Source organism: Pedobacter sp. AC190 (genome assembly GCF_979258025.1).
Genome location: NZ_OZ409824.1, coordinates 306,194 through 324,533 on the forward strand (window position 1 = coordinate 306,194; position 18,340 = coordinate 324,533).

Below are 18,340 nucleotides of genomic sequence, written 5' to 3' on the forward strand. Positions count from 1 at the left end.
GAGCAATGCCATTAATTAACGAATTTTCAACCGTCCCTACCCTTTTAAGGAATGTGATAAAAAATATTCACAAGCCAGAAGAAACCTTTTTAATTCATAAACAAGGAACTGAATGGACGGAAATTTCTTTTGAGGATACCTTAAAAAGAGCTGATGCCGTATCAGCATATTTTTTAGAAAGAGGAATAAAAAAAGGCGATCGTTTAGGTTTAATGATTGAAAATTCGCCTGAATATGTTTATTACGATCAAGGTATTCAACAAATTGGTGCAATTAATGTTTCTATATATCCTACACTTTCTGAGCAGGAAGTAGCTTATATAATTAACGATTCTGGCATAAAATCAATTCTTGTTGGAAATAACTTTCTTTATCGCAAGGTTTTAAAAGTTGCAGCAAATTGTAAGGAGTTAAAATACATTATCCCTGCATTTAAAGATTTTGAAAAAGTCGTTGTTCCAGAAGATGTTGATGTTGAAGTAATTGCTTTTTCAGATATTCTTGCACTTAAACATCAGGTTACGGCAGCAGAACGGGCCGACATAGATCAATGCAGAAGTTTAGTTTTACCAAATGATGTATCTTCTCTAATCTACACTTCAGGAACAACAGGTACACCAAAAGGGGTTATGCTTACCCATTATAATTTTGTAAAAAATGTAGAGGTTTGCCTGCAACAGATTCCTGTTATCGATGAAACAGAAACTTTTCTATCATTTTTACCACTCTCCCATGTTTTTGAACGTACGGCAACTTATCATGTGTGCTGTGCACAAGGCTGTAAAATTGCGTTTGCTCAAAGCCTTGAATTATTAGCAAAAAATATGGGCGAAGTTCGTCCGACGGTTATGAGTTGTGTGCCGAGATTACTGGAACGCATTCATGATAAAGCCATTAAATCGGGAACATCAGCTGGTGGAACAAAAGCAAAAATATTTACCTGGGCTTTAGAAACAGGAAAAACTTATCGAGTTGCAAAAGAAGCTGGTAAAAACCCAGGGTTAATGCTTTCAATTAAAAAAGGTATAGCCGAAAAATTAGTTTTCAGTAAAATTAAAGAGAAAACTGGTGGTAGGTTGCAATTTATGATTTCTGGAGGTGCTGCACTTCCAAAAAATGTGGGAGAGTTTTTCGGCGATTTAGGCATTAAAATATTAGAGGGTTTTGGTTTAACAGAAACTTCGCCAGTTATGTCGGTTACCGAATACCATAGGCAGGTTTATGGAACAGTGGGACGTGTAATTCCAGGTATTGAAGTTGGTATTCAGGATGTAGAAACTAAGGAAATTATTAATATACAAACACACCATACTTTTAACGAGGAATTTGAATGTGCAGAAGGCGAAGTAATTGTACGTGGCCATTGTGTAATGAAAGGTTACTTTAATAAACCTGCAGAAACAGCCGAAGCAATAGATGCAGCTATGTGGTTTCACACAGGCGATATCGGTCGTTTTTACAAGGGCAATCTTCAAATTACCGATCGTTTAAAGAACATGATCGTAAATGCTTATGGCAAAAATGTTTATCCTACTCCTGTAGAAAATATTTACTTAAAAAGCCCGAAAATTGATCAATTATTCCTTATAGGCGATAAACGTGAATTTATTACAGCGATCATTATTCCAAATAGAGAAACTTTAGAAGAGACTTTTAAACTTAAGCCTTCATTCTTCGAAGAATCAGATCCATTTATTCAAAACAAGGAAATTATTGATTGGATGGAACAAGACATTAAGAAAATTTCTAATGAATTAGCCAAGTTCGAACGTATTAAAAACTTCAAAATAAAACGTAATCCTTTTAGCATTGATGAAGGAGAAATTACACCTACAATGAAGATAAAACGTCGTATTGTTGAAAAGAAGTATATAGATGTGATTGACGAGATGTATGAAGAAGGCGTAGAGGCAGAATCGTAAAATGCTCTAAATAAGATAAAGGGTGGGTTTTTCTGAAGTGAAATCCAGCCTTTAATTTAAAAAATTAATTACAATTCAATTCCATTAGCATCAGTTGTTAAAATCTCTGTCATGTAATCTAAAAAAGGTCGCATATCTTTAAAAACCTGATTACAGTTAGTAAGAAAATCTGCCTTTAATACTTCTTCATCAGAAAAATGATGAACCAGCAAAAATTGCTTATAACGAAGTAAGTCAATATCCTTATGCTCGGCATCAAAACCTTTTGGCGTTGTTTTTAATTGTTCGCCTTTTAAATGTTCAAACGATTTTATAAAAGTTTTATCCTTTAATATCTCTCGTAAAGGCTCTGCATCAAAAGCTATATTTTCTCTAATTAATTTTAAATCTTGTGGTGATGGCCCGAAGAAACCACCCGCAACGAAACTATTTCCAGATTCGATATGGAAATAATAACCTCCCCTACGTTGTTTTCCTGTACGCTTAAAACTTCCACTCCAATGGGTTTTGTAAGGTGTTTTATCATTAGAAAAACGGGTATCACGATAAATTCTATATAAGCTTTTTTTACCCGAAGCAGTTTCAATTACATCATGGATATTCATTAAATCCAGCAAATGCTGAGCGAATGATTCAATTAGCATTTGTTCTTTTTGGAATGCTAATTTATTGGCATTAAACCACTCTCTTTCGTTATTTTTCTTTAGTAGTTTTAAAAATTCTAAACTCGACTGTTGTATTGGCTTTATATCAGACATGGAAATATTTAATTGAAATATGCTACAACAAATATAATACCTGTTAATTAGTTTTTAAACCAAATGGGTTATACATAATAGTTAGAATAAGATTTTTAATTCCTTTTCCTTTATTATCTTTGTATCCATCAGCTTTTAAACGATTATAAAGGGTTTTGAACATCTCTATTTTGAATTCAATTTTTCGAAGTTAAAATGTTTCTGTTTTAATCGAAGCTGTTAATTTATAATTACGTAACAAATTGCAAAATCATTACTTTTGCAAAAAATACCCGAAATGAGTATAGGATTATCAGAACAAGAAATATTACGACGTGAGTCGTTAAAACAATTACGCGAATTAGGCATAGAGCCATATCCTGCAGAATCATATGAGGTTAATGTAACCGCTGCAGATATTTTAGCAAACTACGAAAAGGATAAAACAGCATACAAGACGGTTAGCTTAGCGGGTCGTATTATGGGCCGTAATATTATGGGGGCTGCTTCTTTTGCCGAAATTCAGGATTCTACTGCTCGTATTCAGGTTTATTTAAAGAGAGATGAACTTTGTCCTGGTGAAGACAAAACAATATATAATACCGTATTTAAAAAACTTTTAGATATTGGCGATTTTATCGGTATTAAAGGTTACGTATTTACTACTCAAACTGGCGAAATATCTATCCACGTAACTGAATTTAAAGTTCTTGCTAAATCTTTACGCCCTTTACCAATTGTTAAACGCGATGATGATGGAAACGTATATGATGGGTTTACCAATCCAGAATTGCGCTACAGAATGCGTTATGTAGATTTAACTGTTAATCCTGATTACAAACAAATATTCATCAAACGTAGTAAGGTAATTAATTCGATGCGTAACTATTTCGACAGCCAGGGCTGGATGGAAGTAGAAACGCCGATTTTACAGCCTATCCACGGCGGTGCAGCTGCTCGTCCGTTTGCTACGCATCACAATACTTTAGATATGCCTCTTTATTTGCGTATTGCTAATGAATTGTATTTAAAAAGGCTAATTGTTGCAGGTTTTGATGGCGTTTATGAATTTGGTAAAATGTTCCGCAACGAAGGTATGGACCGTACTCATAATCCAGAGTACACTTCGATGGAAATTTATGTAGCCTACAAAGATTATATCTGGATGATGGCTATGGTTGAAGAATGTTTGGAAAAAGTAGCAATTGCAACCAATGGTTCAGCTGTAGTTAAAGTTGGCGAAAACGACATCAACTTCGAAGGTCCTTATGAAAAGTTAACCATGTACGAATCCATACAGAAATATACAGGTATTGATGTTTCTGCGATGGATGAGCAACAACTGCTACAAACCTGTAAAGATTTAGGCATCGAAACCGATTCTACAATGGGTCGTGGTAAACTTGTAGATGAAATTTTTAGTGATAAAGTAGAAGCGAATTTAATTCAACCTACGTTTATTACCGATTATCCAATCGAAATGACACCGCTTGCAAAAAAACACCGCTCTGCACCTGGTTTGGTTGAGCGTTTTGAAATATTTGTTAATGGTAAAGAAATTGGTAACGCTTATTCAGAATTAAATGATCCGATTGATCAAAAAGAACGTTTTGAAGACCAGTTAACATTAGCAGATCGTGGCGATGCTGAAGCAATGGCAATGGATGAAGATTTCGTTCGTGCGCTGGAATATGGTATGCCGCCAACATCAGGTTTAGGCTTTGGGATCGATCGTATCGTTATGCTAATGACTAATCAAAGCACAATTCAGGAAGTACTATTTTTCCCACAAATGCGCCCTGAAAAAAAGAAAATAGAAATGACTGCTGAAGAAATCGAACTTTATGCATTAGTTAAAGAAGATGAGCAATATCTTTTAACTGACGTTAAAGCAAAATTAGCAGATTGGAGCAACAAAAAATGGGATACAACCTTAAAAGGTTTAACGGGAAAAAACATTTTAAAAGTTGCCAAAACCGACGACGGTTTATTTCTATCGCATAAATAGTTTTTTCGTAGATGCTTTGTTAACAAAAGCATAACATAAACTTAAAAGGCTTGCTAACAATTATTTAGCAAGCCTTTTCTATATTTACAGCAATCGACAATAAAATCGTTGCCTTATGAATACTTCAAGTTTAGAAATTACAGAAAGAGAATACTGCATCAAACTAAGTAAAGATGCGTTCGATTTATCCCTTGTTCACCAGTTAATCAAAAGAATTCAAGCCGAGGCATTTTTCTTCAAAAGAGCCGAATCAGAAGAATTAGACATTTTGAGCAAACGCACTACACGGGAAGAACTAGAAGGATATGATTATCTGGGAGATAAATAATCTCTCTCTTAATCAATATCCAAAGTACCTTCTACCGAATCATCCATCGTTTTTCCAACAAGTACCGATGCTGCCATCTTTAAAAAAGCTACAGCAGTACCATGTTTATTATCCCAATAATAACCTTCACTTGGTATAACTTTAATTAAAGTAATATTTGGATCATCTTTGCCACCCTGAAACCAGGTTTGAATAAAAGGGCTCCAAAGCTCGTCTATCTTAGCCTGATCTCGGCTAATTTCTGAGATACCGTAAATGTTAACAAAACCAGAGTGCGCTCCAGCCTGAAATAAAAGATGTGTAAACGGGTCGCTTGCAATTTCTTCGTTTTTATGACTATCCTTCATACTCATAAACCAGATATTCCCTTGTTCATCAACTTGTTGAATTGCCATCGGCCTAATCGATAATGGCACCCCTGTTTTAATATTTGTGCAAAAAAAGCAGCTTTCTGCCTTTTCGGCTAATTCATTAAGTTTTTCGATGGCTTCTTTACCACCTAAATCTTTAATGTTATTTTCTTCCTGAGTATTGTTAGTACTTCCTTCTTGTGATGTTGCCATAAGTATAAGATTTATAATACACTACAACAGAAATCTTAATTTGGTTTTTAATCACTGTGAAAAGCACATTCCTGAAAAGAATAAAGTTCAGCCCTGCTATCACTATTATCTTTTTGTTTTAAGTGGGCATAAACGTTTGAAAGCTTTTGCAACAAAAAGTATAGCCATTCTATCAGGTTTAATAAACTCAGTTTTCTGCAATAAACCTAAAATGCTAACTTTAAAGTATTGCATTCTATCATGGAAAATTTAAAACCCGAACCTTTCAAGGCAGAAATTCAAATTATCGGAATAAACCCATTTGTTTTTGTTCCAAAACCTTATCTTAAATATCTTTTCAATAAATCTGGAAATGACAAAGGAAAAATTCCAGTAGAAATTAAAATAGACGGTTATTCCTTTGAACAAACCTTAGTAAAATATGCTGGTGAGTGGCGTTTGTATCTAAATACGCCAATGAGAAATATGGTAAAAAAAGAAGTTGGTGATTATGCAACTTTCGAAATAGAAATCGATTACGAAGAAAGAATCGTTCAACCTAACCCAAAATTCAGAAAAGCATTAAGCGAAAATAATATCGCCAATAGCATTTTCAATGGCCTTGCTCCTTATCTTCAAAAAGAAATAATCAGATATATTAATAACTTAAAAACAGAGGCATCAGTAGATAAAAATATTGAAAAAGCCATTCAGTTTCTGTTGGGTAACCAAAAGTTTATAGGCAGAAATCATCCATAAAAAAAGCCATTTCAATTAAGAAATGGCTTCGTTATTTTTTGGTTTATTTATCTGTAACGAACCTGTTGTTGCTTGTCCATCATTCCCATCTGATCTTTCATTTGTTTAATCTGATCGGCTAATAGTTTATTTTTATCTGCTTTTTTGGCTTCCGCTAAATACATAGTAGCTTCGCGTTTATTACGCTTTGCCATTGCAATGCCAGCCAAACTTAATTTTGCCAAGGCAACATTATGTTCCATTTGCATACCTAAACTTAAAGCTGTTTTAAAATACTTTTCCGATTTCATTGGAGCTGTTCTGCTCTCTATTAGTCCAACTAAAAGATTGTAATAACCATGCTGAACTTTAATTAACTGTTTTTCGTAATCGGTAATTCTATCCAAATACGATTTTGCTTTTGGCATGTTATCTTTTCTAAGAAACCATTGTGCTAAAAGCATATTCTCGTTAAAGAAATAAGTAACTAATACGATTAAACCCAGTAAAATGGCTACAATACCCCAAGGCCAGAAACCGAAAATGAATAAAGCAACTGCGCCACCCAACAATGCAAACCCTGCTATTAATCTGATAAAATTTGGCATAAAATTTATTCTAATTATTTTTTTCTGCAAATATCGTTTTTAAATGGCAGAAATTAGAGATTAAAACAATAATTTCATTAAAATTTTACAACATACTAAAACCATGTTATTCGAATGAAATATCTTTTATCTATAACCCTAATTATCATTACTATGAATGTTTCAGCACAAAAACTGAATAAACACAAACACGATACTTCGCATAACCAAGACATATTAATTAATGTTTGTACTCGTGAGGGTTTAGTAACATTTCCACAGTTTAAAGAAATGTATGAACCTTTATATTCGGCTTATTTGCCTGATTCGGCTACAATGATTCAATTGAAAAAATTAGTTAAAAGTGAAAGAATTAAGGTTGTTTTAGGAACATGGTGTGGCGATAGTAAGGTTTATGTACCTAATTTTTTTAAAGTTTTAGATCTGATACAATTCAAAGAAAAGAACATGGAAATTATAGCTGTTGATGGCCATAAAAAAGCAGAAAACGGGGTAATTGATGGTTTAGATATTCAAAGTGTGCCAACATTTATTGTTTATGATAAGAAAGGTAAAGAATTAGGAAGAATTGTTGAACACCCTAAAACCACTCTAGAAGGCGATTTATTGGCCATTTTGCAAAAGAAATCTTAAGCTTTAATAAAAAATAAATTAAACAATAGCAGGAAATCCTCGTTATTCATTATTAAGAAAATTAACAAAATTATTATGTCTGCTGCATTAGAGCCTGGTTGGTTAACCGTATTGGAGGAGGAATTTGAAAAGGATTATATGAAAAGCCTAAAAGCCTTTTTATTAGAAGAGAAAGAGAAAGGTAACACTGTATATCCTAAAGGCACCGATATTTTTAATGCACTTAATACCACTCCTTTCGATAAGGTAAAGGTTGTTATTTTAGGCCAAGATCCTTACCATGGCGCTGGTCAGGCCCATGGTTTATCATTTTCAGTTCAGAAAGGTGTGGCCGTCCCTCCTTCTCTAAAAAATATGTACAAGGAATTAGAAACTGACATAGATGGCTTTAAAACACCTGGCCATGGTAATCTAACTCACTGGGCAGAGCAAGGGGTTCTGCTTTTAAATGCTACACTAACCGTTCGGGCATCAGAAGCAGGTTCTCATCAAAAGCGAGGTTGGGAAATATTTACGGATGAAATCATTAAAGCATTATCTCAAAAAAGAGAACACATTGTATTTCTACTATGGGGCAAATATGCGCAACAAAAAGCTGAGCTAATTGATGCGAGAAAACACCATGTATTAATGGCTGCTCACCCTTCGCCTTTTTCTGCATATAACGGGTTCTTTGGCTCAAAACATTTCTCCAAAACAAATCAATTGTTGGTGCAAGATAATTTAACACCTATTGATTGGAAATTAATTTGATTTCACCATCCTAGATAACTTAGAACATCTAAGTATATTATTTATCATCCTAAGCTAAAAACTTAATTTAATAAAAATGATTAGAAATTAATTTGATTTCACCATCTTAGATAACTTAGAACATGTAAGAACAGCATTTTATCATCCCTAAGCTAAAAACTTAATTTGATAAAATGATTAGAAATTAATTTGATTCTACCATCTTAGATACCTTAGAGCATCTAAGAATAGCATTTTATCATTCATGAGCTAGAAACTTAATTTGATAAAAAAGATTGGAAATTAATTTGATTTCACCATCTTAGATACCTTAGAGCATCTAAGAATAGCATTTTATCATTCATGAGCTAAAAACTTAATTTGATAAAAATGATTGGAAATTATTTGATTTCACCATCTTAGATAACTTAGAACATCTAAGAATAGTATTTTATCATTCATGAGCTAAAAACTTAATTTGATAAAAATGATTAGAAATTAATTTGATTTCACCATCTTAGATAACTTAGAACATCTAAGAACAGCATTTTATCATCCCTAAGCTAAAAACTTAATTGATAAAAATGATTGATAAAAAATTTCTTGACGATTTAGAGTATAAAGTTAGTGGGGCCTGTATAGAAGTCCATAAAAGACTTGGTCCAGGTCTTTTGGAAAGTATCTACCATAAATGCCTAATAAGGGAACTTCAGCTACAAGGCATAAGATTTATAAGTGAACATCAAATTACTGTTGAGTATAAAAACATATTTATAGATACAGAAATTAGAGCTGATTTATTTATAGAAAACTGCATGGTCCTAAAGCTAAAATCTATCGAAAGAATGCTCCCAATTCATCAAGCACAAATTTTAACTTATATGAAGCTCTTAAATGCGCCTTGCGGTTTACTTATAAACTTCAATTGTATCAACATAATAGCTGAGGGTAAAAAAACTTTTGTTAACAATTTATATCGAAGAATTGCGGATGAGTAAATTCATTATCAAACTTAGATGATCTAAAAATTCGTAGATGGTAAATCTCTTAAATGCGTTCAAAAATTTATAAGCATTTGTAGCTGAATAAATTCATTATCAAACATAGATGATCTAAAAACCCTAAGATGGTGAATCTCTTAAATGCGTTTAAAAAATGTATATGGCCATTAGTAGCTGAATAAATTCACCATCAAACTTAGATGATCTAAAAACCCTAAGATGGTGAATCCCTTAAACGCGTTTAAAAAATGTATTTAGGCATTTGTAGCTGAATAAACTTACCATCAAACTTAGATGATCTAAAAATTCTTAGATCATAAATCCCTTTTTAATACTCCAAAGGCACAATTGGCTCCTTCTTAGTTGTAGACATAATCATCATAGTTTGAAAAGTTTTAACTACCGATATTTTACTGATTTTATCCATAATTAAGCGCTCGTAAGATTTAATGTCTTTAACATAAACTTTTAACAAGAAATCTGCCTGACCAGTAACGTGATGACACTCCGTAATTTCTTTAATTTGATTTACCTCGTCCAAAAAGATTTGTATGGTATTATTCTTATGAAAATCTAACTGAATCTGGATAAAGGTTTTTATACCTAAACCTAATTTTTCTTCATCAACAAGAGCATGGTAGCTTTTGATGTAGCCAGCCATTTCGAGCTTGCGAACACGCTCTAAAGTTGGTGCTGGCGAAAGGCCTATTTCTTGAGATAATAACAAGTTGGTAATTCTACCATTTTCTTGTAAAATCCTTAAAATCTTAAAATCAATTTTGTCTAATTCAGATGCCATATAAATTCAAAGGTATTGAGAACACAAACATAACCAAATTATATTCTAAATTTTAACATAATTTATCATCTATATTTTAAATAATAATTTTTAGATTTACCTAAAAATAAAATTAGATAAACATAAATGCAAAGCTTTACCGAAGAGAATTACCTTAAAGTCATTTATCATCTGGCAGAAAAAACAAATAACGTTCAAACCAACGCTATTGCAGAACAGATCCAAACCAAGCCAGCTTCTGTTACCGACATGATTAAAAAGCTTGCGGATAAGGGATTTGTAGATTATGTTAAATACCAAGGCGTTACTTTAACTGAAAAAGGAAAGCAGGCGGCTATTGATATTGTAAGAAAACACAGGCTTTGGGAAGTATTTCTGGTTGATAAACTTAATTTCAAATGGGATGAAGTACATGATGTAGCTGAGGAACTCGAGCATATTAAATCAGTTGATTTGATTGAACGATTAGATGAATTTCTTGGCTTCCCTAAATCCGATCCTCATGGCGACCCTATTCCCGATAAAAACGGAAGGTTTGCTAAAACGCAGTTTATAAAACTTATCGAACTTAGCATTAACGATAGCGGAACTATAACAGGCGTTTCTCAGCACAGTTCTGCCTTTTTAAAACACTTAGAGAAATTGGGTTTAACACTAGGTAAAGAAATACAAATTACCGATGTAACTGATTTCGATGGTTCAGTAGAGATAGTTGTAGATAACAAGCAAATTAACATTAGCAGAGAAGTAGCAAAACATATTTTAATTAGTAGTAATGGCAAAAACTGAATCGTTAAGTGAAGTACATCAAAGTGTAAGTACAGATAAAAGAAAAGGTTGGCGCAGAATTTTATCTTTTATAGGTCCTGCTTATTTAATTAGCGTTGGTTATATGGACCCAGGAAACTGGGCAACTGATTTAGCTGGTGGCAGTAAATTTGGTTATCAGCTTATCTGGGTTTTATTGATGTCGAATCTAATTGCCCTACTTTTACAATCGCTAAGTGCTCGCTTAGGAATTGTAAGAGGGTTAGATTTAGCCCAGGCATCTAAACAAGCATATCCTAGATGGGCAAATATCCCCTTATTTGGCCTGGCTCAAACAGCCATAATTGCTTGCGATTTAGCTGAGATTATTGGTATGGCAATCGGCTTACAATTACTTTTCGGCTTACCATTAATCTGGGGAATTTCTATTACCATTTTCGATACTATTTTATTGCTTTTTCTCTTAAATAAAGGGATGAGAGCAATGGAAGGTTTTATTGTGTCAATGGTTTTCATTGTGGGGATTTCCTTTTTGGTCGAAATGTTTATTGTCGAGCCATCTTTAAAAGAAGTTGTTAAGGGGTTTGAGCCTTCATTCTTAAGTGGCGACGCACTTTATATTGCTATTGGTATAATTGGAGCCACCGTTATGCCACATAACCTTTATTTACATTCATCACTTGTACAAACCAGAAAAATAGAACGTACAAACAAAGGCATTAAAGAAGCTTTAAAATTTAATTTAATTGATACAACTGTTGCTTTAAACCTTGCTTTTTTTGTTAATGCGGCCATATTAATTCTTGCTGCCGCTGCATTTTACAAAAATGGATTACATGAGGTTGCTGAAATACAGGATGCTCATAAATTGCTTTCAAATATTTTTGGAGACGTTGCCCCTGCCTTATTCGCAATTGCTTTAATTGCGGCTGGGCAAAGTTCTACTGTAACAGGTACACTGGCTGGACAAATTGTAATGGAAGGCCATATTAATTTACGCATACAACCTTGGCTGAGGAGATTAATAACACGTTTACTAGCCATAATACCAGCATTCTTCACCATTCTTCACTATGGAGACGATGCTTTAGGTGGATTATTGGTTCTAAGTCAGGTGGTATTAAGCTTACAATTAGGTTTTGCCATAATTCCATTAATACATTTTACTTCTGACAAGAAATTAATGAAAGATTTTGCGATAAAAACCTGGGTAAAAGTTTTGGCTTGGGGAAGCGCATTAGCCATTATTTCGTTAAATGTAAAACTTGTAATCGAAGAAATAAGTGGCTGGACAAAGGGTACTAATAACTGGTGGATTTATGTTATTCTAATTCCGATTATTATTTTAGTGGTGCTGTTATTACTCTATGTTTTCTTTCATCCATTAATTGATAAAAGAAATGAAAACAAACAAATGGTTCCTCACGGCAATGCCTTAGATATCGGCAAAATTGAAAAAATCAACTACCAAAGAATTGGGATTGCTGTAGATTTTTCGAAAAATGATAGAAACACGATTAGACATGCACTTATTCAGGGAGGAAAAGAAGCCCATTATTACTTAATCCACGTTGTTGAAACAGCCGTAGCGCGTTATCACGGTGATCGTGCAATGGATCATGAAACACAAAGTGATGCAGAAAACCTGGAAAAATACAAACTTAATTTAGCAGACTTAGGCTATGATTCGACCGTTTTTATTGGATTTGGTGGTACGGCAAAAGCAATTGCAGATATCAGTAACAAAAACGAATTTGAATTATTAGTGATGGGTGCTCACGGGCATAAAGGACTGAAAGACCTTATTTTCGGGACAACAGTTGATGCCGTGAGACACAAAGTAAAAATACCAGTTTTAATTATCCGATAGATTTTAAAATTTTCTTAATCCCGCCGTCACCGTTGCTGTAAACCATTAATTTACCATTTGGAGCATAAAGATACATTGCAGGATACTGAGAAGGCAAAAACGTAGGAATAAAAGTCCGGTTTTTATCTTGAAGAACGGTGACGTTTGGCTTAAGATTTAAGCCTGGTGCGTATAAACCAAAAAATTTCTGAATAGAAATAGATTCATCGAGTGTTACCATTAAAATATTAACGTTTTTAAATTTGCTATACACACTGTTTAATTCTTTAGCTTCTCTTTGGCAATGCTCACAAGTACAATCAAAAAGAATAAAAAGCGTTTTCTTCGATTGATTTATATTAACATTAGAATATGCTTTTCCATCTAATTTAAAGAATTTAAATTGAGGTAAATAAGCTGGTTGTTGAGCATTTGCATGAATTGCAAACAAAAAAGTAATTACAAAAAACAGGTTTCTTAACTTCATATTGAATAAATAAAATTCAAACTTAAATTTTTAATTTCGAACAAAACAATTAAAATTTAGGTTTTACAAAAGAAGAACATTAGCATCATATAATATAAAACGACATGTTTTAATTAAAAAATAATTTTAAAGCATTTTTTAAGATATTTGCAGCCCGACTATTTTATAGTCTTATAATTAAGCAGATCATTAAAATCTGCACAGATATAACAACACACTTTGAAAAACGATATTAACATAAAGAATAAAAGAGCTTATTTCGATTATAATTTAATTGATAAATATATAGCTGGAATAGCACTTTTAGGTACAGAAATTAAAGCAATAAGACAAGGAAAAGCCAATATGACTGATGCTTTTTGCATGTTCATTGGCGGAAATTTATACGTTAGAAACCTTCATATTTCGGAATATAGTCACAGTTCCTTTTATCATCACGATATCAAAAGAGATAGAGCATTGTTGCTTCAGAAAAAAGAAATCAGAAAATTAAAAGCTAAGGGCGAAGAAAAAGGCTACACCATTGTTCCATTAAGAATTTTTGTAAATGAGCGTGGTTTTGCTAAAATAGAAATTGCACTAGCACAAGGTAAAAAGGAATTCGATAAACGCGATAGCATTAAAGACAGAGATACTAAACGCGAATTAGATCGAGCATTGAAGAGATAATGGTTAATTAGCTCAAGCATATCATTAGTTTATTTGATGCGAATAATATAAAAAGTAAAGCAGATACTTCTTTTTAGCAGGCAGTCTAATAAACTAATGACTAATGAACAATTTTACCAGGCTTGGTCGCCAACTAAAGGTACAAACCTAAAAGTATCGAGCACAATTTTTTCGTAATCAGTATCGCTTATTCTAAGCACTGTAACCATTTTCTGTGTATGTTCGTCGCCTACCGGGATCACCAAAATACCGCCAACTTTCAATTGCTTTAATAAAATTTCTGGCACTAAAGGCGCACCTGCAGTTACTATAATTTTATCGTATGGCGCTTGTTCCGCTATTCCTTTCGAGCCATCACCACAATAAAAATGTGGCTTATAACCCATTCCTGGTAAAACCTGAATGGTTCGGTTATAAATATTCTCTTGCCTTTCTATGGTAAAAACCTTAGCGCCAAGTTCCATTAAAATACAAGTTTGATAACCAGAGCCTGTTCCGATTTCTAAAACCTTATCTCCTTTTTTAATGTGCAGTAATTCGCTTTGATAAGCAACTGTATAGGGTTGCGAAATGGTTTGTCCATCACCAATTGGAAAAGCAATATCCTTATAAGCCTGGTTCCAAAAGGTTTCGTCAAAAAAGAAATGGCGAGGCACTTTCCCAATTGCTTTTAAAACATTTTGATCTTCGATTCCACGAGATGCCAATAACTCTACAAGTTTTTTTCTCGCTCCTCTTTCCCGATAATTATCAATAAATTTATAGGCCATGAAGTCTCAAAAGTATGTTTTTTATCCGATGAATTATGGTAATAATTTTATTCTCCCTGTAAGTTGCAGGAAATCAAAACTAAAATATTTTAGCCCGTTTTTATCCTCATTAATATTATTTGTTCGTTATAAAGAATTATTTCTACTTTTGAAAACTGATAAAACATATACTAATCTATCTCCTCTTAAATGAAAAAAGTATTTTTAAGCATCCTTATTTTATGCGCAGGCATTACTTCTTTTGCACAAACAAGTGCCGATTACAACTATTCTATTGCTGTAAGAGGTTACAGTATGATGCAACTGCCTAAAATTTTAAATCAAACCAATACACAAGATTACACAAGAATGGCAGGTAATGGTGCTATTTTAAAGTTTAATGATAACCAAATTAGTTACAGAATTAGTGGAAATTATTTTCGCGACAAAGATGTTGAATTTCAAAACACATGCGAAACTTGCGAAATAGCAAGAGGAAAAGTTACAGATTACTCTTTCAAAATTGGTTTCGAAAAGAATTTTAATTATTCAAGAATCCAACCTTACTTCGCTTTTGATATCGGTTACCGCTCTAATAGATTTAGCGGAACGCTAAGCCCTGCAAATTCAAGTGTTGGTACTTCCACTCAATCGGCTGATGCCAGCAAAAATGGATTGGTAATGACACCAACTTTAGGTTTAAAAATAAACATCATTCCTAATTTGAGCATATTCGCAGAAAGCAGTTTAGATTTTAACTATTCATACGAGAAACAAGATCTTACTCAACAAAATCAAGCTGGTAGAAATATCTTTACTTACAATAAATGGGAATTTTTATTAAATCCAGTTTCAGCAGGAATTCAATTTAATTTTAACAGCAAAAATTAATACGGGTCGACATCGATTTGTATAATAACACTTTTAAAATCTTTTGTAGCATTAAATTCGGTAAGGGTTTCTCTTAAAACATTTTTAACTTTTTGTATTGCAGTATGTTTATCTGCTTTAATTATAATTTGTTTAATATAGAGATTCCTTACTCTGCTTACTAAAGGCTGTTCTGGACCTAAAACACGTTGACCGAATTTTGCCTTTAAAGTTTGGCCTAAATTAGCCGCTGCCCGATCTAAAACATTAGATTCTTTGTGCTTAACAGAAATAAATATCATTCTCGAAAACGGAGGATATTGAAATTTCTCGCGTTCGGCTATTTCATCATTATACATACCCAGGTAATCGTTATCTACAACCTGTTTTATAATTCGGTTATCAGCATCGTAGGTTTGAATACATACATTTCCCTGGTCGGCTCTTCTGCCTGCTCTACCAGCAACCTGAGCCAGCAATTGATAACTGCGTTCGTAAGCTCTAAAATCAGGATAACCTAATAGCGTATCGGCATTAATAACGCCTATTAAACTTAGGTTATCAAAGTCAAGCCCTTTTGCTACCATTTGTGTACCAATTAAAATATCAGTCTTTTTATCCTGAAAATCGGTTAAAATTTGCTGTAAACCGTTTTTGGTTCTGGTTGTATCCATATCCAAGCGGGCTATCGTAATTTCTGGATATAAGAGTCTTAACTCTTCTTCGATACGCTCTGTTCCAAAACCTTTTTGTTCTACATGTACAGAACCACAGGCTGGGCAAATATTAACGCTACTTTGGAGATAACCGCAGTAGTGACAATGTAGTTTACCACTACTTTTATGATAAGTTAAGCTAACATCGCAATTGACGCATTTTGGTGTATAGCCACAAGTTGCACAAATTAAAATCGTTGCATAGCCTCTTCGGTTTTGAAAAAGAACAATCTGTTCCTTTTTACTCAAAGCTAAATCTATATCCTTTATTAAAACGCTTGAAAAATAGGAAACCATGCTTTTCTTTTTGGTTTCTTCTGCTATACTAACAACTTGTTGATTGGGTAATTGAACACCGCCGAAGCGTTCCTTCATTTCGACCAAACCATATTTACCGTTTAAAGCATTGTAATAACTTTCTAAAGAGGGTGTTGCAGAGCCGAGAATTACTTTTGCTTTATAAAGATGAGCAAGATAAATGGCCGAATCTCTGGCTTGATATCTTGGCGCAGGATCGTATTGTTTATAAGATGGCTCATGTTCTTCATCTACAACAATTAATTTCAAATCTTGAAAAGGCAAAAACACAGCCGAACGGGCGCCAAGAATTACTTTATAAGCTCCATGTTTAACTTTATTCCAGATTTCTACACGTTCGCTATTATTAAATTTCGAGTGATAAACCCCAATTGAGTTTCCAAAGTATTTTTTTATCCGTTCGACAATTTGTGTAGTTAAGGCAATTTCTGGTAAAAGAAATAAAACCTGACTATCACTTTTATTTATAATTTCTTCAATTAGTTTGATGTAAACCTGTGTTTTACCAGATGCAGTTACGCCGTGAAGCAAAACAACATCTTTCTCTTCAAAAGCATTATTAATTTGGTTTAATGCACTTTGCTGACCATCATTTAAAGTGAAATTCACACTAAAATCATCATCATGAGCGGCAAGTCTGCTAACTGGACGCTTTAAAACTGTAAAAATATCTTTATCAGTTAATGCTTTCAAGGCTGCAGGTCCGCAATTACTCTCTTCTAAAAGTTGTTCTTTAGCGATTGGAATGCCAGTCTTATTGAGTTTGATATAAGCTAATAATGCATCAAGTTGTTTTGGGGCTCGATCTAAAACATTAAAAAGTTGTTTTAAATTTTCTTCATCATTATAAAATTCATTCAGAATGATAAAAGATTTCATCAGGGGTTTATATTTCTGAATAACTTCTTCAGCAACCAGAATAAGCTCTTTATCTAAAAGATTATTTATTATCGGATAAATAGTTTTCTGTCCTAACAGCTTAGAAACATCGTTAACGGTTAATTTCTGTTGTTTCTTTAAAGTACTGATAATTATTTGTTCTTTCTCCGATAATTCGACATGATCATCAAAATCTTCGCGAAGAATTAGTATAGTTTCGCTGGCTAATTTTAAGCTTGCGGGCAGCGCTGCCGCCATTACATCGCCTTCGTTGCACATGTAATAATCGGTCATCCAGGCCCAGAACTTTAATTGTGTTGGCGTAACGGATGGAGCGGAATCAATAACGTCTAAAATATATTTAGCCTCGTAAATCGTTGGTGGTTTTGTTGTAATTCCGCTAATTAGTGCCGTATAAATTTTATGTTTCCCGAACTGAACTACTACCCTTTTGCCAATCTCAATTTGATCATTCAAATCAAAAGGTACACGATAAGTATAGTTTTTCGCCAAAGATAATGGCAAAATCACTTCCACAAAAAGTGTTTCTCTTTCTGTAAAAATATCATTTTCAAATCCGTTCATTATTTATCTTTTACAGCTGCAAAGAATAGCATTATCCAGCCTAAAACAAAAAGCAAACCTCCAATTGGTGTAATCGGGCCAAGTACATCAACAAAACCAATTTTTAAAATACTGCGAGTTGCTAATAAATACAATGATCCTGAAAAGAGCAGAATACCAAAAGTAAAACAAAAGTAGGCGATATTAATCAGCTTATTTCTGTAGCGGGCAAAGGTTGATAAATATAAAAGTGCAAAGGTATGGTAGAACTGATAGTCAACTCCTTTCTGCCAAATTTCCAAAGAAGGAGCATCTATTAATGCTTTTAAACCATGTGCACCAAAAGCACCCAATAAAACAGCAACGGCACCAAAAAAAGAAGCAGTAAGAATAATACGTTTGTTCATATAAGTTTTTAGCTTA

Annotated in this window: 19 protein-coding genes; 11 read left to right on the top strand and 8 right to left on the bottom strand. The window is 33.4% G+C overall.

The features are described 5' to 3' along the window. Positions 1-5: 5 nt before the first annotated feature. Complete coding sequence (locus ACZZZI_RS01435) at positions 6-1,922, top strand: AMP-dependent synthetase/ligase (protein WP_463488409.1); 1,917 nt, start codon at positions 6-8, stop codon at positions 1,920-1,922. A 68-nt stretch (positions 1,923-1,990) separates the two neighbouring features. On the opposite strand, the gene ACZZZI_RS01440 is transcribed toward ACZZZI_RS01435, so the two are convergent. Further along, positions 1,991-2,680, bottom strand: coding sequence for a DUF2461 domain-containing protein (locus tag ACZZZI_RS01440; protein WP_463488410.1), 690 nt, complete (start codon positions 2,678-2,680; stop codon positions 1,991-1,993). A gap of 277 nt (positions 2,681-2,957) precedes the next feature. Here ACZZZI_RS01440 and lysS point away from each other — a divergent pair, with 277 nt between their 5' ends. Both lysS and ACZZZI_RS01450 read left to right on the top strand, forming a co-directional pair. Continuing rightward, entirely contained in the window at positions 2,958-4,667 is a 1,710-nt protein-coding gene (gene lysS / locus ACZZZI_RS01445) for a lysine--tRNA ligase (protein ID WP_463488411.1), read from the top strand. A 115-nt stretch (positions 4,668-4,782) separates the two neighbouring features. After that, positions 4,783-4,995: a hypothetical protein gene (locus tag ACZZZI_RS01450; RefSeq protein WP_316761366.1), complete on the top strand. Its 213-nt coding sequence runs from the start codon at positions 4,783-4,785 to the stop codon at positions 4,993-4,995. Positions 4,996-5,003: 8 nt separating this feature from the next. Here ACZZZI_RS01450 and ACZZZI_RS01455 read toward each other — a convergent pair whose 3' ends face one another. Then, on the bottom strand, positions 5,004-5,558 hold the full coding sequence (locus ACZZZI_RS01455) for a pyridoxamine 5'-phosphate oxidase family protein (protein ID WP_316761362.1): 555 nt from the start codon (positions 5,556-5,558) through the stop codon (positions 5,004-5,006). Between the two features lie 240 nt (positions 5,559-5,798). On the opposite strand from ACZZZI_RS01455, the gene ACZZZI_RS01460 reads away from it, so the two are divergent. After that, a complete protein-coding gene (locus tag ACZZZI_RS01460) occupies positions 5,799-6,296 on the top strand; it encodes a DUF1905 domain-containing protein (RefSeq protein ID WP_463488412.1) in 498 nt (165 codons plus the stop codon). Between the two features lie 47 nt (positions 6,297-6,343). Here ACZZZI_RS01460 and ACZZZI_RS01465 read toward each other — a convergent pair whose 3' ends face one another. Next, positions 6,344-6,883 carry a DUF2892 domain-containing protein gene (locus ACZZZI_RS01465; RefSeq protein ID WP_316761355.1) on the bottom strand — a complete coding sequence of 180 codons (540 nt, stop codon included), beginning with the start codon at positions 6,881-6,883 and terminating at the stop codon, positions 6,344-6,346. Between the two features lie 114 nt (positions 6,884-6,997). On the opposite strand from ACZZZI_RS01465, the gene ACZZZI_RS01470 reads away from it, so the two are divergent. From ACZZZI_RS01470 to ACZZZI_RS01480, 3 genes are all read left to right on the top strand, one after another. Further along, positions 6,998-7,516 (top strand): TlpA family protein disulfide reductase, encoded by a 519-nt coding sequence (locus tag ACZZZI_RS01470; RefSeq protein ID WP_463488413.1) that lies wholly within the window; start codon positions 6,998-7,000, stop codon positions 7,514-7,516. Positions 7,517-7,591: 75 nt separating this feature from the next. Beyond that, the gene (gene ung / locus ACZZZI_RS01475) at positions 7,592-8,269 is read left to right on the top strand and encodes a uracil-DNA glycosylase (protein ID WP_463488414.1); all 678 of its coding nucleotides are present in this window, start codon (positions 7,592-7,594) and stop codon (positions 8,267-8,269) included. Positions 8,270-8,832: 563 nt separating this feature from the next. After that, complete coding sequence (locus ACZZZI_RS01480) at positions 8,833-9,246, top strand: GxxExxY protein (protein WP_463488415.1); 414 nt, start codon at positions 8,833-8,835, stop codon at positions 9,244-9,246. A 331-nt stretch (positions 9,247-9,577) separates the two neighbouring features. On the opposite strand, the gene ACZZZI_RS01485 is transcribed toward ACZZZI_RS01480, so the two are convergent. Next, the gene (locus tag ACZZZI_RS01485; protein ID WP_056090420.1) at positions 9,578-10,048 is read right to left on the bottom strand and encodes an Lrp/AsnC family transcriptional regulator; all 471 of its coding nucleotides are present in this window, start codon (positions 10,046-10,048) and stop codon (positions 9,578-9,580) included. 126 nt (positions 10,049-10,174) lie between these two features. Here ACZZZI_RS01485 and ACZZZI_RS01490 point away from each other — a divergent pair, with 126 nt between their 5' ends. Then, positions 10,175-10,837, top strand: coding sequence for a metal-dependent transcriptional regulator (locus ACZZZI_RS01490; protein ID WP_316761338.1), 663 nt, complete (start codon positions 10,175-10,177; stop codon positions 10,835-10,837). Then, complete coding sequence (locus ACZZZI_RS01495; RefSeq protein ID WP_463488416.1) at positions 10,824-12,686, top strand: Nramp family divalent metal transporter; 1,863 nt, start codon at positions 10,824-10,826, stop codon at positions 12,684-12,686. The genes ACZZZI_RS01490 and ACZZZI_RS01495 overlap by 14 nt, the downstream gene beginning before the upstream one ends. On the opposite strand, the gene ACZZZI_RS01500 is transcribed toward ACZZZI_RS01495, so the two are convergent. Then, positions 12,676-13,152: a TlpA family protein disulfide reductase gene (locus ACZZZI_RS01500; RefSeq protein ID WP_316761333.1), complete on the bottom strand. Its 477-nt coding sequence runs from the start codon at positions 13,150-13,152 to the stop codon at positions 12,676-12,678. The genes ACZZZI_RS01495 and ACZZZI_RS01500 overlap by 11 nt on opposite strands. A 219-nt stretch (positions 13,153-13,371) precedes the next feature. Between ACZZZI_RS01500 and smpB the strand changes: the two genes are divergently transcribed. Beyond that, on the top strand, positions 13,372-13,821 hold the full coding sequence (gene smpB / locus ACZZZI_RS01505; RefSeq protein WP_316761332.1) for an SsrA-binding protein: 450 nt from the start codon (positions 13,372-13,374) through the stop codon (positions 13,819-13,821). Between the two features lie 113 nt (positions 13,822-13,934). On the opposite strand, the gene ACZZZI_RS01510 is transcribed toward smpB, so the two are convergent. Then, positions 13,935-14,591 carry a protein-L-isoaspartate(D-aspartate) O-methyltransferase gene (locus ACZZZI_RS01510; protein WP_316761330.1) on the bottom strand — a complete coding sequence of 219 codons (657 nt, stop codon included), beginning with the start codon at positions 14,589-14,591 and terminating at the stop codon, positions 13,935-13,937. A 189-nt stretch (positions 14,592-14,780) separates the two neighbouring features. Between ACZZZI_RS01510 and ACZZZI_RS01515 the strand changes: the two genes are divergently transcribed. Then, the gene (locus ACZZZI_RS01515) at positions 14,781-15,461 is read left to right on the top strand and encodes a hypothetical protein (protein WP_316761326.1); all 681 of its coding nucleotides are present in this window, start codon (positions 14,781-14,783) and stop codon (positions 15,459-15,461) included. On the opposite strand, the gene priA is transcribed toward ACZZZI_RS01515, so the two are convergent. Together priA and ACZZZI_RS01525 are read right to left on the bottom strand one after the other, a co-directional pair. Further along, a complete protein-coding gene (gene priA, locus ACZZZI_RS01520; protein ID WP_463488417.1) occupies positions 15,458-17,938 on the bottom strand; it encodes a replication restart helicase PriA in 2,481 nt (826 codons plus the stop codon). The two genes, ACZZZI_RS01515 and priA, sit on opposite strands and share 4 nt — an antisense overlap. Continuing rightward, on the bottom strand, positions 17,938-18,324 hold the full coding sequence (locus tag ACZZZI_RS01525; RefSeq protein ID WP_316761320.1) for a DUF423 domain-containing protein: 387 nt from the start codon (positions 18,322-18,324) through the stop codon (positions 17,938-17,940). Before ACZZZI_RS01525 ends, priA begins: the two co-directional genes overlap by 1 nt. Between the last annotated feature and the right edge of the window lie 16 nt (positions 18,325-18,340).

Bases quoted from the DNA above. Each gene is read 5' to 3' on its own strand.
- ACZZZI_RS01435 (WP_463488409.1), top strand. From the start codon at position 6: ATGCCATTAATTAACGAATTTTCAACCGTCCCTACCCTTTTAAGGAAT.
- ACZZZI_RS01440 (WP_463488410.1), bottom strand. From the start codon at position 2,680: ATGTCTGATATAAAGCCAATACAACAGTCGAGTTTAGAATTTTTAAAA.
- lysS (WP_463488411.1), top strand. From the start codon at position 2,958: ATGAGTATAGGATTATCAGAACAAGAAATATTACGACGTGAGTCGTTA.
- ACZZZI_RS01450 (WP_316761366.1), top strand. From the start codon at position 4,783: ATGAATACTTCAAGTTTAGAAATTACAGAAAGAGAATACTGCATCAAA.
- ACZZZI_RS01455 (WP_316761362.1), bottom strand. From the start codon at position 5,558: ATGGCAACATCACAAGAAGGAAGTACTAACAATACTCAGGAAGAAAAT.
- ACZZZI_RS01460 (WP_463488412.1), top strand. From the start codon at position 5,799: ATGGAAAATTTAAAACCCGAACCTTTCAAGGCAGAAATTCAAATTATC.
- ACZZZI_RS01465 (WP_316761355.1), bottom strand. From the start codon at position 6,883: ATGCCAAATTTTATCAGATTAATAGCAGGGTTTGCATTGTTGGGTGGC.
- ACZZZI_RS01470 (WP_463488413.1), top strand. From the start codon at position 6,998: ATGAAATATCTTTTATCTATAACCCTAATTATCATTACTATGAATGTT.
- ung (WP_463488414.1), top strand. From the start codon at position 7,592: ATGTCTGCTGCATTAGAGCCTGGTTGGTTAACCGTATTGGAGGAGGAA.
- ACZZZI_RS01480 (WP_463488415.1), top strand. From the start codon at position 8,833: ATGATTGATAAAAAATTTCTTGACGATTTAGAGTATAAAGTTAGTGGG.
- ACZZZI_RS01485 (WP_056090420.1), bottom strand. From the start codon at position 10,048: ATGGCATCTGAATTAGACAAAATTGATTTTAAGATTTTAAGGATTTTA.
- ACZZZI_RS01490 (WP_316761338.1), top strand. From the start codon at position 10,175: ATGCAAAGCTTTACCGAAGAGAATTACCTTAAAGTCATTTATCATCTG.
- ACZZZI_RS01495 (WP_463488416.1), top strand. From the start codon at position 10,824: ATGGCAAAAACTGAATCGTTAAGTGAAGTACATCAAAGTGTAAGTACA.
- ACZZZI_RS01500 (WP_316761333.1), bottom strand. From the start codon at position 13,152: ATGAAGTTAAGAAACCTGTTTTTTGTAATTACTTTTTTGTTTGCAATT.
- ACZZZI_RS01510 (WP_316761330.1), bottom strand. From the start codon at position 14,591: ATGGCCTATAAATTTATTGATAATTATCGGGAAAGAGGAGCGAGAAAA.
- ACZZZI_RS01515 (WP_316761326.1), top strand. From the start codon at position 14,781: ATGAAAAAAGTATTTTTAAGCATCCTTATTTTATGCGCAGGCATTACT.
- priA (WP_463488417.1), bottom strand. From the start codon at position 17,938: ATGAACGGATTTGAAAATGATATTTTTACAGAAAGAGAAACACTTTTT.
- ACZZZI_RS01525 (WP_316761320.1), bottom strand. From the start codon at position 18,324: ATGAACAAACGTATTATTCTTACTGCTTCTTTTTTTGGTGCCGTTGCT.